12 protein-coding genes are annotated in these 14,838 nt (G+C 65.8%); 4 read left to right on the forward strand and 8 right to left on the reverse strand.

Translation table 11 applies throughout. From position 1 onward, the window contains the following. Positions 1 to 50 precede the first annotated feature (50 nt). Positions 51 to 2,480 carry a glycogen/starch/alpha-glucan phosphorylase gene (locus tag ABDB87_RS08195; protein WP_345925815.1) on the reverse strand — a complete coding sequence of 810 codons (2,430 nt, stop codon included), beginning with the start codon at positions 2,478 to 2,480 and terminating at the stop codon, positions 51 to 53. A gap of 300 nt (positions 2,481 to 2,780) precedes the next feature. Between ABDB87_RS08195 and glgC the strand changes: the two genes are divergently transcribed. After that, positions 2,781 to 4,049, forward strand: a complete 1,269-nt coding sequence (glgC, locus tag ABDB87_RS08200) for a glucose-1-phosphate adenylyltransferase (protein WP_345925817.1) — start codon at positions 2,781 to 2,783, stop codon at positions 4,047 to 4,049. Positions 4,050 to 4,152: 103 nt separating this feature from the next. Next, on the forward strand, positions 4,153 to 5,598 hold the full coding sequence (glgA, locus tag ABDB87_RS08205) for a glycogen synthase GlgA (RefSeq protein WP_345925819.1): 1,446 nt from the start codon (positions 4,153 to 4,155) through the stop codon (positions 5,596 to 5,598). 21 nt (positions 5,599 to 5,619) lie between these two features. On the opposite strand, the gene ABDB87_RS08210 is transcribed toward glgA, so the two are convergent. After that, entirely contained in the window at positions 5,620 to 6,540 is a 921-nt protein-coding gene (locus tag ABDB87_RS08210) for a LysR substrate-binding domain-containing protein (protein WP_345925820.1), read from the reverse strand. Positions 6,541 to 6,744: 204 nt separating this feature from the next. Here ABDB87_RS08210 and ABDB87_RS08215 point away from each other — a divergent pair, with 204 nt between their 5' ends. Then, on the forward strand, positions 6,745 to 7,365 hold the full coding sequence (locus ABDB87_RS08215; protein ID WP_345925822.1) for a histidine phosphatase family protein: 621 nt from the start codon (positions 6,745 to 6,747) through the stop codon (positions 7,363 to 7,365). A gap of 3 nt (positions 7,366 to 7,368) precedes the next feature. Here ABDB87_RS08215 and ABDB87_RS08220 read toward each other — a convergent pair whose 3' ends face one another. Then, positions 7,369 to 8,805, reverse strand: coding sequence for a hypothetical protein (locus ABDB87_RS08220; protein ID WP_345925824.1), 1,437 nt, complete (start codon positions 8,803 to 8,805; stop codon positions 7,369 to 7,371). A 106-nt stretch (positions 8,806 to 8,911) separates the two neighbouring features. After that, a complete protein-coding gene (locus ABDB87_RS08225; protein WP_345925825.1) occupies positions 8,912 to 10,399 on the reverse strand; it encodes a DegQ family serine endoprotease in 1,488 nt (495 codons plus the stop codon). Positions 10,400 to 10,640: 241 nt separating this feature from the next. Here ABDB87_RS08225 and ABDB87_RS08230 point away from each other — a divergent pair, with 241 nt between their 5' ends. Next, positions 10,641 to 11,555 (forward strand): hydrogen peroxide-inducible genes activator, encoded by a 915-nt coding sequence (locus tag ABDB87_RS08230; RefSeq protein WP_345925827.1) that lies wholly within the window; start codon positions 10,641 to 10,643, stop codon positions 11,553 to 11,555. A 77-nt stretch (positions 11,556 to 11,632) separates the two neighbouring features. Here ABDB87_RS08230 and ABDB87_RS08235 read toward each other — a convergent pair whose 3' ends face one another. From ABDB87_RS08235 to purD, 4 genes are all read right to left on the reverse strand, one after another. Further along, entirely contained in the window at positions 11,633 to 12,304 is a 672-nt protein-coding gene (locus ABDB87_RS08235; protein WP_345925829.1) for a DUF799 domain-containing protein, read from the reverse strand. Next, a complete protein-coding gene (locus ABDB87_RS08240) occupies positions 12,301 to 12,675 on the reverse strand; it encodes a DUF4810 domain-containing protein (RefSeq protein WP_345925831.1) in 375 nt (124 codons plus the stop codon). The genes ABDB87_RS08235 and ABDB87_RS08240 overlap by 4 nt, the downstream gene beginning before the upstream one ends. 17 nt (positions 12,676 to 12,692) lie before the next feature. Next, positions 12,693 to 13,361, reverse strand: coding sequence for a CsgG/HfaB family protein (locus ABDB87_RS08245; RefSeq protein ID WP_345925833.1), 669 nt, complete (start codon positions 13,359 to 13,361; stop codon positions 12,693 to 12,695). 182 nt (positions 13,362 to 13,543) lie between these two features. Next, positions 13,544 to 14,815, reverse strand: coding sequence for a phosphoribosylamine--glycine ligase (purD, locus tag ABDB87_RS08250; RefSeq protein WP_345925836.1), 1,272 nt, complete (start codon positions 14,813 to 14,815; stop codon positions 13,544 to 13,546). Positions 14,816 to 14,838 lie beyond the last annotated feature (23 nt).

Below are 14,838 nucleotides of genomic sequence, written 5' to 3' on the forward strand. Positions count from 1 at the left end.
CGGGTCCGTCGGTGAGGGCAGGCCTGCGCCTGCCCGGGCGGGGTCAGACCTCAGGCTCGCACGGGAATTCCCCAGATTTCCCGTGCGTACTGCGCGATCGTGCGGTCAGCCGAGAAGCTGCCCATGTTGGCTACGTTGGTGATGGCCTTGCGGGCCCAGGCTTCGGGCTGCTGGTAGAGCGCATCGACGCGGTACTGCGTGTCGATGTAGGACTGGTAATCGGCCAGCAGCATGTAGTGGTCCCCGCCCCACAGCAGCGCGTCGACCAGCGGCCGGTAGCGACCCGGATCATCGGGCGAGAACTGCCCGCCGGTGATCGCGTCGAGCACCGACTTGAGCGCCAGGTTGCTCTCGCAGAGGCGCATCGGCTGATAGCCGCCGCGTTTGAGGGCGGCCACTTCTGGCGTGCGCAGGCCGAAGATGAAGATGTTGTCATCGCCGACGTTTTCGCGGATCTCGATGTTGGCGCCGTCGTCGGTGCCGATGGTGAGCGCGCCGTTCAATGCCAGTTTCATGTTGCCGGTGCCCGAGGCTTCGGTGCCGGCGGTGGAGATCTGCTCCGAGAGGTCTGCGCCCGGCATGATCACTTCGGCCACCGAGACGCCGTAGTTGGGCACGAAGACGAGCTTGAGGCGGTCGCCCACGCGCGGGTCGTTGTTGATGACCTGACCCACGTCGTGGATCAGGCGGATGATGGATTTCGCAGCGACATAGCTCGATGCGGCCTTGCCGGCGAAGAGCGTGACTCGGGGCACCCAGTCTGCCTCGGGGGCCGCAATGATGGCCTGGTAGCGGGCGATCACATGCAGCACGTTGAGCAGCTGGCGCTTGTATTCGTGGATGCGTTTGACCTGCACGTCGAAGAGACTGTCGGGGTTGAGCTTCACGCCGGTTTCGCGTTCGACCAGTGCCGCGAGGCGGGCCTTGTTGGCGCGCTTGATGGCCATGAATTCGGCGCGGAAGGCCGCGTCTTCGCGCAGCGCCTCGAGCTTCTTCAGCTCGCTCAGCTGCAGGCGCCAGCCGCTGCCGATGCTGCGGTCGAGCAGCCCGGCCAGGCCGGGGTTGGCCTGCGCCAGCCAGCGGCGGGGCGTGACGCCATTGGTCATGTTGGTGAAGCGGTCCGGCCACAGCACGGCGAAGTCGGCAAAGATGGTCTGCACCAGCAGATTGGAGTGCAGGGCCGAGACGCCGTTGACCTTGTGGCTGCCCACGATCGAGAGATGGGCCATGCGCACGCGGCGCTCGCCGGCTTCGTCGATCAGCGAGAGACGGGAGAGGAAGCCGTTGTCACCGGGCCGCACGGTGGCCGCGAGTTCGAGGAACTCGGCATTGATCCGGAAAATGATCTCCAGGTGCCGCGGCAGCACATGCTGCATCAGCGAGACGGGCCAGGTCTCGAGTGCCTCGGGCATGAGCGTGTGATTGGTGTAGGAGAAGGTCTGGCGCGTGATCTCCCAGGCTTTCACCCAGGGCATGCCATGGTCGTCGCACAGTACACGCATCAATTCGGCCACTGCGATGGCCGGATGTGTGTCATTCAGGTGCATGGCCACTTTCTCGTGCAGGTTATCCAGCGAGCCATGCTCGGCCAGGTGACGCTGCAGGATGTCCTGCACCGAAGCGGCCACGAAGAAGTATTCCTGGCGCAGGCGCAGCTCGCGGCCGGCGGGCGTGGAATCGTTCGGGTAGAGCACCCAGGAGATGTTCTCGTACTCGTTCTTGACCTGGGCCGCACGGCCGTAGTCGCCGGTATTGAAGGCCTGCAGATCCAGGTGGGCCGGGGCCACGGCCTTCCACAGCCGCAGCGTGGAGACTCGCCGGGTGCCGTGGCCGGGAATCACCATGTCATAGGCCTTGGCGACAACCTCGCCGGCATGACGCCAGATCGCGCGCTCGCCGAAGTGCTCCACCCAGCCGCCGAAACGCACCGGCGCGCTGATGTCGGCCCGCGGAAATTCCCAGGGCGTGCCGTCGGCGAGCCAGGGGTCGGGATACTCGACCTGCGAGCCGCGGATGATGTCCTGCGCGAACATGCCGTATTCATAACGGATGCCGTAGCCGAAGGAGGGCAGGCCCAGCGTGGCCATCGAGTCCAGGAAGCAGGCAGCGAGCCGGCCGAGGCCGCCATTGCCGAGTGCGGCATCCGGTTCGTGATCGGCGACCTCTTCGAACTTCTGCCCGTATTCGTTGACGCCCGCCGCCGCGCCGCCGGTCAGATCCAGGGCCGCCAGCGCATTCGAGAGCGTGCGGCCGATCAGGAATTCCATCGACAGGTAATACACGCGCCGCGCCTTGTCATCGGTGTCGGCCTGCTGGGTCTCGACCCAGCGCTGCGAGAGCTGCTCGCGGGCGATCTCGGCGACGGCTTTCATCAGGTCGGTCTGCGTCGCGTCGCGCGCCGGCACGCCAACGCTCTTCAGGAGCTGCTCGTCGATGGCTGCACGCAGGCTGGGTCGGTCGGTCGGGGTCGTGAGGCTCACCTTGATCTCCTTTGTTGCCCGGCTCGGGCGGTTGCGTGGACGCGGCGGACGGGCTGACCGAAGGCTTCAGGCGGTGTGCCGCGCTGCAGACATGGTATTGAATTTTTATCCGCCGATGCGGTCTCCATTGTCTGTTCATGCAAATAGCGGGCCGGGTCAGCAGGCCGGCGCGGGGGACTTTCGTACCCATGTGTCCGGTTTCGCGTACGCCGACGAATGGTGGCACACTGATTGCTGCTGCCATGCAGCAGGTGATCACTGCAATGGCCTGCAACCAGTCCAGAAGGGGAGACAACCATCATGGCCCAGTACGATCTGGCGCAAAGCCTCGATCTGCCCAAGCGCACCGTTGCGCTGGTCCTTGCCGGCGGCCGGGGAAGCCGGCTCAAGCATCTCACCGATCGCCGCGCGAAGCCCGCGGTCTATTTCGGCGGCAAGTTCCGCATCATCGATTTCGCCCTGTCGAACTGCCTCAACTCCGGCATCCGGCGCATCGGCGTGATCACGCAATACAAGTCGCACAGCCTCCTGCGTCACCTGCAGCGCGGCTGGGCCTTCCTGAAGCCGGAGATGAACGAGTTCATCGACCTGCTGCCCGCACAGCAGCGCACCGACGAGGAAAGCTGGTACCGCGGCACGGCAGACGCGGTGTATCAGAACCAGGACATCATCGCGAGCTACCGCGCCGACTATGTGCTGGTGCTCGCGGGCGACCATATTTACAAACAGAATTACGCGCTGATGATCGCCGACCATGTGGCCAAGGGCCGCGAGTGCACGGTCGGCTGCATTGCCGTGCCGAGGGAAGAGGCTACGGCCTTCGGCGTGATGGCGGTCGATGAGAACAACCTCATTACCGACTTCGTCGAGAAACCTGCCGATCCGCCGCCGATGCCGGGCCATCCGGATCTCGCGCTGGCGAGCATGGGGATCTATGTGTTCAACGCGCGCTACCTCTACAAGGAGCTCGAGCGCGACATGGCGGATCCTGACTCCAAGCACGATTTCGGCCAGGACATCATTCCACGTGCGGTGCGCAACGCGCAGGCCGCCGCGCACCCCTTCTCGCAATCCTGCGTGCGCAACCTGCCCACCGATGAGCCCTACTGGCGAGACGTCGGCACCATCGACGCCTACTGGGACGCCAACATCGACCTCACCGCCACCGTGCCGCAGCTCGACCTCTATGACACGCGCTGGCCGATCTGGAGCTACCAGGCCCAGCTGCCGCCGGCCAAGTTCGTGCACAACGAGCCCGGCCGTCGCGGCGCGGCGATCGAGTCGGTGGTGTCGGCCGGCTGCATCGTCTCCGGCGAGGTGGTGCGCAGCCTGCTGTTCAACAGCGTGCGCGTGCATTCGCATGCGCATGTGAGCTGGTCGGTGCTGATGCCCGGGGCGCAGGTCGGGCGGGGCGCCCGCGTGCATCGCGCGGTGGTCGATCGCGATTGCGTGATTCCCGACGGCATGGTCATCGGCGAGGACGCCGAGGCCGACGCCCGCCGCTTCTACCGCTCGGAGCAGGGCATCGTGCTCGTTACCCGCGACATGCTCAAGGCCCTGCAGGGCTGAGACGCCGGCCGCGCAGCTTGCGCGGCCGGCGTTTTCTCGGCATTGTCGCGGCTCGCACCCGCCCCTCCGGCGGGTGCGCCCGATCCTGCCGGAACCCATGCCGATGAAAGTCCTGCACGTAGCTGCCGAAGTCTTCCCGCTGGTGAAGACCGGCGGTCTTGCCGATGTTCTGGGGGCGCTGCCCCAGGCGCTGATCGCCCGCAAGGCGGATGCGCGCCTTCTCCTGCCGGGCTTGCCGGCGATCCTCGATGCGGTGATTTCGCCGCACACCGTCTGCGAGATCGGCGCGGCCTTCGGCGCCGCCCGGGTGCGCCTGCTGCGCGCCACCATGCCCTTCAGCCAGGTGCCGGTCTATGTGATCGACGCGCCCTTCCTCTATCGTCGTCCGGGCAGCCCCTATCAGGCCTCGAACGGCGCGGACTGGCCGGACAACCTGCAACGCTTCGGCCTGCTCGGCTGGGTGGCGGCGCAGCTTGCCGCGGGCGAGCTGGACGAGAGCTGGCAGCCCGATGTGCTGCATGCCCACGACTGGCATGCCGCGCTGGCCTGTGCCTATCTGTCGCAGAACCCGGCCGCCACCACCGGCACCGTCTTCACCATTCACAACCTGGCCTATCAGGGCCTTTTCGCGCTGGCGGACCTGCATCTGCTGGGCCTGCCGGCGGTTTTCGGCCGGCCGCAGTCGCTCGAGTTCCACGGCCAGCTCTCGCTCATGAAGGCCGGCCTCAAGTTCGCCCGCAAGGTCACGACAGTCAGCCACAGCTACGCCCGGGAAATCGCCACGCGTGAGTTCGGCTGCGGCCTCGAAGGCGTGATCCAGGGGCGCGGCGCGGATGTGTCGGGCGTGCTCAATGGCGTGGATTACGCGATCTGGAATCCTGAGCGGGATACCGGTCTGGCGGCCACCTACAGCGCAGCCGATCTCTCCGGCAAGGCCGCCTGCAAGGCGGCGCTGCAGCGTGAATGCGGTCTCGCACCGCGGCCTGAGGCGCTGCTGTGCGGCGTTGTCAGCCGGCTGACCTCGCAGAAAGGGCTGGACCTCATCCTCGCGGCGTTGCCCCATCTGCTCTCGCTCGGCGGCCAGCTGGTCGTGCAGGGCAGTGGCGACCCGGCGCTGCAGGCGGCGTTCCAGGCGGCCGTGGCCGCGCATCCGGGCCAGGTCGCGCTGCGCATGGTGTATGACGAATCACTGGCGCATCGGGTGATTGCCGGCGCCGACACCATTCTCGTGCCTTCGCGCTTCGAGCCCTGCGGCCTGACCCAGCTCTATGCGCTGCGCTATGGCAGCCTGCCGCTGGTGCGCGCCACCGGCGGACTGGCCGACACCGTGGTGGACGCCAACGAGCGCACGCTGCTCGACGGCACGGCGACAGGTTTCGTCTTCCGCGAGGCGACCGCGGGCGCCCTGCAGGCCACGCTCGACCGCATGGTCGCGCTCAGGCAGCAGCCCGACCGCTGGCAGCAGGTGATGCAGCGCGCAATGAGCCGCGAGTTCTCCTGGGACGTGGCCGCCCAGGGCTACATGGCGCTGTACGACAGCATTGTCTGAGCCGGGCGGGCCAGCCCGCGGCTAGACCGCTCCGGACTGCTGCGCACGCTGCTGGACCGCTTCGTGGCTGCGCCGGAAGGCGCTCACGGTGGCGAGCAGGGCCTGCAGCAGCGGGTTGTCGTCGCCGCGCCGCCAGGCGCAGTGGAGCAGGATCTCGGCCGGCACGGCGCCCGTCAGGGGGCGGTAGACCACGTTTGGCAGCTGCAGGTTGCGCACCGAGGCCGGCACCAGCGCAGTACCGAAGCCACCCGCCACCATCACCGCGGCGGTGATCATGTCGGGCGCGCGCTGGCCGATGCGGGGCTCGATGTCGTGATGGGCGAAGAGCTCGCGGGTGGCCGCGAACACGCTCCAGTTGTGCTCCCCGATCAGGGCCTCGTCACGCAGCGATTCCACGCTGACCGCTTCGTGCCGTGACAGCGGATGGCGGGAATTGAGGGCGACCAGCACCGGCTCCGCGCAGACGGTTTCCACATGGAGTGTGTCGGACTCCGGCAGGTAGCGGTCGAAGGCAATCAGGATGCGGCCGCGCTGCAGGGCTTCGATCTGCTGACCCTTGGGGGCGCTGTGCAGCACCAGTTCGACATCGGGATGGGCCGCCGAAAAGCTGTTGAGGATCTGCGGCACGAAGCCCAGCATCGCCGAGCCGAACACGCCCACGTCGAGCCGGCCGATGCGCCCCTCGCCGGCGCGCCGGGCGAGCTCACCGGCCTGGGTCATGTGCGCGGTGATCTGGCGGGCGTGCTCGAGATAGAGACTGCCCGCTGCGGTGAGCTCCACGCCCCAGTGCGTGCGGCGGAAGAGCTGCGTGCCGAGCTGCTCTTCCAGCAGCTGGATCTGGCGTGTCAGTGGTGGCTGCGAGATATGCAGGCGTGCCGCCGCGCGGCTGATGTTGCCTTCCTCGGCGACGGCGATGAAGTACTTGAGCTGGCGGAATTCCATGAGCGGCTCGGTGCAGGCGAGGCAGGAAGCTTACACCCGCGCCTTGCTGCGGGAACGGGCGTCCCGGCCGGCAAGCTGAGCCCGGCTCCGCGCCGCTGAGCCGCAGGAGGCGTCTGGATGCCGGATTCCTGTGACAATGGCATCGCTGCCGCAGCGGGCCGGTGTTCAAGCCTGTCCCTTTTTCACTCTTCACGACCGAGCCAGATGAAGCTGATTGTTGTGCGCCATGGCCAGACCGCGTTCAACCTAGAGGAACGCTACCTCGGTGCGCTGGATCCGGATCTGAATGCCAATGGAATTTCGCAGGCACAGGCGATTGCGCCGCATCTGCCGGCCTGGCCGGACGTGGTGATTTCCTCACCGCTGCGGCGTGCCCGCCAGACCGCTGACATCGTGTGCGCGGCGCTGGGCGTGCAGGCCGGAATCGATCCGGCCTTCCGTGAGCGTCATGTAGGCGTGTATGAAGGCCTGACGCGGCAGGAGGCCGAGGCGCGGTATCCGGAACTCTGGGCCCGGAACGTCACGCGGCTGTGGCATGAGGCACCTCCCGGCGGCGAGAGCATCTCGGCGGTGTTCCATCGTGTCCATGCCGGCCTCGGCCGCCTGCTGGCGCAGCAGGGCAGCGCGACCGTCCTGCTCGTCGCCCATGGTTTCGTGGCCAAGGTGCTGCGCGCGCTCAGCGGTGCGGGCCTGGCGGACTTTCACGACTGGCAGCTGAAGAACGGCCAGAGCCTCGTCCTGCAGATCGATACCGCAGCCGGTCTGCTGTCTCCGGCCGCGCTGGATGCGCTGGACGTGCAGCCGCCACAGCCACCGTCTGCCTGATCCTCAGTCCTTTTTATCTGCCAGCTCGTTGAACCAGCGCTCGATGTGCATGTAGCCGCTGGCGTCCAGCTCGCGCGCATCCTTCGGGTTCTTCGGGTCGAGGCCGTGAGCGATTTCCCAGTCATCCGGAATGCCGTCGCCGTCGCTGTCGAGCGCTGCGGAGCCTGATTCGAGCTGCGGCCAGCCGCCGACATCGTTCTGGGTGTCAATCAGGCCGCCGGTGCCGCTGCGGACCTGGCGGATCACGCGTTCATCGACCGCATCGCGCTTCGGCACGGTGGTGCCAGCCCGGGCGAGCACCTGCTCGTAGGCGGTGGCCGCGTCGGTGGTGCTCAGGGCCGGGGCGGGGAAGGGCGTCTCGCTGAGCGTGAACACGGCCGGCGGATTGTTGCTCTCGGCGCCGATGAAGTTGCCGGCGGCTTCGCTGATTTCGGGGTGGCCGTCGACGAGGTTGCCGGCGAGGTGGAAACGCGTCTTCGCGTCGGCAAAGCGGGTCAGGGTGACCGGCAGCAGCTTCTTCGTGCTGGGGCCCGGCTTGAGATAGTTGGCCACGTAATTCACGCTGATGTTGCCGTCGATGGTGCCGCTGGCGTAGCTGCCCCAGTCGTAGATCACGTTGTTGCGGAAGTCGAAGGTGGGCGAGGGGTAGAAGGGCTTGCCGTAGTTGTCGCCGAAGCGCGGGCTGCGGCCCAGATGATGGGCCCACAGATTGTGGTGCAGGCTCACGCCGCCGGTGGCCCGCAGCAGGCTGCCATAGCCGTGCGCGCCCTTCTTGTGGCCGGCGTTGCGCAGGCTCTCCGAGATGACGGACCACTGGATCGTGATGTCGCGGATGTCGCCGGACGGCGAGAGCGTTTCATCGACCGACCAGCTGGCCGAGACATGGTCGAGGATGATGTTGCGCGCGCCGTCCATGATCGACACGGCATCGTCATCCCCGCTGCGCTCGTTGCCGTGACGGATGCGGATGTGCCGGATGATCAGGTTGCTGCCGGTGATTTCGAGCGGTGCGCCGCGCAGCGTGATGCCGCCACCCGGTGCGGTCTGCCCGGCCACGGTGATGTTGCTGTTCGAGATGCGGATCGGCGAGCTGAGGCGGATTTCGCCGCCGACCTTGAAGACGATGATCTTGGGCGAGTTGCTCCAGCCGGACAGCGCCGAGCGCAGGCTGCCGCTGCCGGAGTTGTCGAGGTTGGTGACGAATACCACCTCGCCGCCACGGCCGCCGGTGGCATTGGCGCCGAAGCCCTCGGCGCCCGGGAAGGCCGGCAGGGCCTGTGCGACAGCGGGCAGCAGGGCAAACGGAAGAAGGGCGGCGAGCGGTTTGAGCGACATGATGTGACCGGAAACAGGTGGCAGGAACGCCATTCCATCAGGATTGGCGCCGGCAATAAAACGCTTTTGCACGAATCCGCCTTCCTGCGCGGCGCGGTGTTGCATGCCTGTCCGCCCGCAGGGTTCGGGACGAAAAAAAACGGCCGCATCTGCGGCCGTTCAAACGACAGGGGCTGATGGGCACCCTGCGGGGGAGGAGACGTAGCGGGAATCAGTTGGTGCGGACCACGACGAACTGTTGCACATCGCCGCGCTGGATCAGCAGCGGGATCGTCTTGCCGGCCGCTTCCACTGCCTTGCGCAGCTGGTCGGAGCTCGTGACCTTGGTGTTGCCGACAGCCAGGATCACGTCACCGCGACGGATGCCGCCGCGGGCGGCGGCTCCGGTCACCTGTTCCACCACCAGACCGGCAGCGATGCCGGCACGCTGGGCTTCACGGGCATTGATCTGACGGACGATCAGGCCGAGCTTGCCGCCGGGCGCTGCCGCGCTGCTGTCGTCATCGGCGCCGACCGCGACGCGCTCGTCAGCCTGCTCGCCGAGCTTGACGCTGATGTCGCGCACCGCCTTGTTGCGCCAGACCTTGAGCTTCACTGCATCGCCGGGCGAGTGGTTGCCGATCAGGCGCGGCAGGTCAGCCGAGTCCGCGATCTTCGCGCCATCGACCTGCTGGATGATGTCGCCGGCCTGCAGGCCGGCCTTGTCGGCCGGGCCGTCCTGCTCGACGGAATTGACCAGTGCGCCTTCAGGCTTGTCGAGGCCGAAGGACTGCGCGAGCTCCTTGTCCATGCCCTGGATCACGACGCCCAGCTTGCCGCGCGAGACCTTGCCGAACTTCTGCAGCTTGTCCTTCACCTGCAGCGCGGTGTCGATCGGGATGGAGAAGGAGATCCCCATGTAACCGCCCGAGCGCGAATAGATCTGCGAGTTGATGCCGATCACTTCGCCATCGAGATTGATCAGCGGGCCGCCGGAGTTGCCCGGGTTGATCGCCACATCGGTCTGGATGAAATTGACATAGCTGTCGCCATCCAGGCGGCGTGCCTTGGCCGAGATGATGCCCGCGGTCACGCTGTTTTCGAGCCCGAAGGGTGAGCCGACGGCCAGCACCCACTGACCGGGCTTGCTGGCCTCCGGGTTGCCGGTTTTCACGAAGGGCAGGCCCTTGGCGTTGATCTTGATGAGGGCCACGTCGGTGCGCTTGTCCGCGCCGATGACCTTGGCCTTGAACTCGCGCTTGTCGGTGAGCTTGACGGTGACTTCGGTGGCGCCATCCACCACATGGGCGTTGGTCAGGATGTAGCCATCCGCACTCAGGATGAAGCCGGAGCCCACGCCCTGCTGCACGCGCGGCTGAGCCTGCTGGCCCTGACCCTGGCCGGGAATGCCGAAGCGGCGGAAGAATTCGAAGAAGGGGTCGTTTTCATCGAAGGGCAGCGCGGCCGGCGAACTCTTGTCGACGCTGGTGACGCTGATATTGACCACGGCCGGCCCGACGGCTTCGACCAGACTGCTGAAGTCCGGCAGTGCGATCCGGCTGGCGGGTGCGGCAGTTGCCGCAGGTGCCGGCGCCGCTGCCGCCGCGGTGGCGGGCGTGCTGGCGTGGGAAGCGGAAATGCCGGTCGCATCGATGCAACCGGTGAATGCAATGGCGGCCACGCCGGAAAGCAGGGTCGCACGAAGCAGGGATTGACGCATTGAGGTCCTCCGGAATAACAGTGATTTCCTGTGCACCACGACATCGGCTTGCGTGGCACGGTGATTCCGACCCGGCCCCGCCGTAGGCGGTTCCGGGGATTTACATCTCGTTACGAAATGGGGTGGGGGGCGCAAACTTCAAGAGAGGTCGATTTCGATCAATCAGGCTATCCAGCGAGAGGCATATAATTGAAAAATCCTATTCATCATCCGGTTCCGGACCGGATGTGCCGGAGCTGTCATGACCCTCACTGATCTGCGATACATCGTTGCACTGGCACAGGAGCGTCACTTCGGTCGCGCGGCCGAGAAGTGCCATGTCAGTCAGCCGACCCTGTCGGTGGCCGTAAAGAAGCTTGAAGAGCAGCTGGGCGTGACGCTGTTCGAACGCAGCGCGGTGGATGTGAAAGTCACCGAAATCGGTCGTCATATCGTCGATCAGGCCGAACGCGTGTTGCGCGAGGCGAGCCAGATCCGTGATCTGGCTGAGGCTGGCCGTGACGCACTCTCGGGGCCCTTGCGCATCGGCGTGATCTTCACCATCGCACCCTACCTGCTGCCTTCACTGATTCCGCTGCTGGCCGAGCGTGCTCCCCGCATGCCGCTGGTGATCCAGGAAAACTACACCCACAAGCTGGCCGAGCAGCTCAAGAAGGGCGAGATCGATGTGGCGGTGCTGGCGCTGCCTTTCGTGGAGCAAGGCATCGTGACTCAGCCGGTGTATGACGAGCCCTTCCGGGTCGTGATGCCCTCGAATCATGCGTGGTCCGGCTTCCGCGAGCTCACCACCCAGCAGTTGCAGGAGGAGCCCCTGCTGCTGCTGGGCGCCGGCAATTGCTTCCGCGATCAGGTTCTGGAGGCCTGCCCGCGCTGTGCGCATGGCACCGGGCTGCAGAAAACGATGGAAGGCAGTTCGCTGGAAACCATCCGTCATATGGTCGCCACCGGTCTGGGCGTGACCGTGCTGCCGGCGGCTGCGGCGGATCCGCTCGTGGAGAGCCAGAAGCTGGTGGCGGTGCGCCCCTTCGCCGAGCCGGCCCCGAGCCGGCGCGTGGCGATTGCCTGGCGCGTGACCTATCCGCGGACCAAGGTCATCGATCTGCTGCGCGGTGCGATTCTCGACAGCCATCTGCCGGGCGTCACACCGGTGGGTTGAGCGAGCGGCCGGTTTGCCGGCCGGCGCGCAATGAAAAACGCCCGGCAATGCCGGGCGTTTTACCGTGCAGGTCCGCGTCAAGGCCGGTTGCCGGTGTCCTTGCCGTATTCCGGCGAGCGAGGCCCGACCAGAATGCCGGAGGGGCCGGGCGAGAGCAGGCGCTGGCTGGTGATGCCCGCGATTTCGTGCCCCTTTTCGCCGATCGTATTCACGATCTGGTCGATCGCAGCCTTGACCAGTGCGCCGATCAGCCCGTTGTTGTTGCTCTGACCCTCGCCGCTTGAAGCACGGGCACTGCCTTCCCAGAGCGTTTCGCCGCTGCGCAGATCGAGCAGCCGGGCCTTGGCAGCCACCACCGTGTCACTGCGGATGACGGCGTAGCTCGTGCCGTACTCGGTGATCTCCACATACAGCGCCGCATCGGCTCCGAAGATTTCGCGGAGCTTGGCGGTGCTGACGGCGTGCATTTCATCCGGGCTGTTGAGGCCGTTTTCCTTGAAGGTCCGGGTGACCAGCGCAACCGGGAAAACGTAATAGCCTGCTTCGGCCAGCGGCATGCTCATGTGAGCGAGCAGGCTGTTGGAGGCCAGGATGTCGGGCGACTTGTTGACCGGCGGCAGCACCAGAATCGATTTCGGCTGTGCACGGCGGAAGGCGCTGTAGTCATACGGTTGCCGGGTTGCGCAACCGGAGGCGAGCAGCGCCAGCAGTGCGACGCCGGCCCATTTCAGCAGTGATGACAGGTTCATGATTTCTGCTCTCCCTTGATCTTGCGGAGCAGAAAGTCCATGAAGGACGCGCCTTCAGGGAACAGCGCCTTTTCCGTTTCGAATTCCTGCACGACCTGGTCGATCTTGCCCTGACCCAGATAGAGCAGGCCGAGGTTGGCGTGGAAGCCGGGCGGCAGGGGCTTGCTCTGCGAGCGCGCCTGCTGAACGGTTTTCTCCAGCGCGATGATCTGCTCCGGCCCGCCGCCGCTTTCGCTGCGCAGTTCGGCATAGACCTGCTTCTGGTAGTCACCCCAGTAGTAGAGGCCGGCGGGCTTGCTGGCACAGCCGGCCAGCGCGAGCCCTGCAACACAGGCCAGCAGGGCCAGGCTGCGTGATTGGATGGATGTCATGGATCAGTCCGCTGGGTTCAGGGGCGCCATGCGCGGGTTTCGATGCCCTGCACCAGGTTGTTGACGGCCTCGCGGATGGCGAGATCGAGCACCTTGCCGTTGAGCGTGGAGTCGTAGCTTGCCGTGCCGCCGAAGCCTACGACTTCGCGGTTGGAGAGGCTGTACTCGCCGGCGCCCAGCGCCGAGAACACGACTTCCGAAGTTTCCACATTGACCACGTTCAGCGCGACCTTGGCATAGGCCACCTGTTCCTTGCCGCGGCCGAGGATGCCGAACAGCTGGTGGTCGCCCACTTCCTTGCGGCCGAATTCGGTCACGTCACCGGTGACAACGTAGGTCGCGCCCTTGATCTTCTGGTTCTGCTTGTTGAAGCCGGCTTCCTGCGCGGTTTCCTTGAGGTTGTCGCGATCCAGCACCATGAAGCGGCCGGTCTGCTGCAGATGGGTGATCAGGATGGTTTTGGCCTGGCCGCCGAGACGGTCAACGTTGTCGCTGAAGATGCCGCGCATGTAGCTCGAGCGGTTGTCGAACTTGCCGACGGACAAGGGGCTGCGCTCCCCGGTGTAAGGCTGATTCACCGTGGCGACACGGGGAACTTCCAGGCTGCGGGAGCCTTCGGTGGCACATCCGGAGAGGGTGGCAAGGGCGGCGAGCGCCAGCGGAGCGGCAAACTTTCTGTTCAACATGATTTTCCTTTGACATGTGGTGAATCACCACGAGGCGAGGGCATGGTAAACGAAGAAAAACAAATGAAAATCACGTAAGCGAGGGAAGTTGAAAAAAAGCAAACGCGTGCCGTTAAGTCACGCAGCGCATGAAAAAAGCGCCTGGCTTTCGCGAGGCGCTTTTCTTGCGGGAAGTGGAAGACTCAGCGTTTGCTGAGGCCACGGTGGCCGATGTCGCGGCGGTACTGCATGCCCTCGAAACGGATCTGCCCGGTGAGTTCATAGGCACGCGCCTGCGCTTCGCGCACCGAGTCGCCCAGGGCTGTGACACACAGCACGCGACCGCCGGAAGAGACCACCTTGCCATCCTGCATCGTGGTGCCGGCATGGAAGACATGGGCGTCTTCCACCTTGCTGTCGAGGCCGGAGATCACGTCGCCCTTGCGCGGCGCTTCGGGGTAGCCCCCCGCAGCGAGTACCACGCCCAGCGCCACGCGACGGTCCCAGTCGGCCTCGGCAGTGTCGAGCTTGCCGGCAATCGCGGCCTCGACCAGATCCACCAGATCGGTCTTCAGACGCATCATGATCGGCTGCGTCTCCGGGTCGCCGAAGCGGCAGTTGAATTCCACCACGCGCGGCGCACCCGATTCGTCGATCATCAGCCCGGCATACAGGAAGCCGCTGTAGGGCAGACCGTCTGCGGCCATGCCGGCGAGCGTCGGATTGATGATCTCGCGCATGACGCGTGCATGGATCTGCGGGGTGACGACCGGCGCCGGCGAATAGGCGCCCATGCCGCCGGTGTTCGGACCCTGATCGCCGTCCTTCAGGCGCTTGTGATCCTGGCTGGTGGCCATCGCCAGCGCATGGCGGCCGTCTGCCATGACGATGAAGCTGGCCTCCTCGCCCTGCATGAACTCCTCGATCACCACGCGCGCGCCGGCGTCCCCCATGCTGTTGCCCACCAGCATCATGTCGATCGCTTCGTGCGCTTCGACGAGGGTCATCGCCACCACCACGCCCTTGCCGGCAGCGAGACCGTCGGCCTTGATCACGATCGGCGCGCCTTCGCGATCCACATAGGCGTGAGCCTCGGCGGCATCGGTAAAGGTCTGGTACTTCGCGGTCGGGATGTTGTGGCGAACGAGGAACTGCTTGGCGAAATCCTTCGAGGATTCGAGCTGCGCACAAGCCTTCGTCGGGCCGAAGATCGGCAGGCCTTCGGCGCGGAAGGCGTCCACCACGCCAGCGGCGAGTGGCGCTTCGGGGCCGACCACGGTCATGCCGATGCCTTCCTTCTTCACGAAGGCAATCCATTCCGGGATGGTGCTGGCCGCCACGTTTTCGAGTTCGGGTTCGAGCGCGGTGCCGGCGTTACCGGGCGCAACGAAGACCTTCTGCACACGCTTGGACTGGGCAAGCTTCCAGGCCAGCGCGTGTTCGCGACCGCCGGAGCCGATGACGAGGATTTTCATGATGTATGGGTATTCTTGGCTGG

The organism is Uliginosibacterium paludis (assembly GCF_039631355.1).
GTDB lineage: Bacteria > Pseudomonadota > Gammaproteobacteria > Burkholderiales > Rhodocyclaceae > Uliginosibacterium > Uliginosibacterium paludis.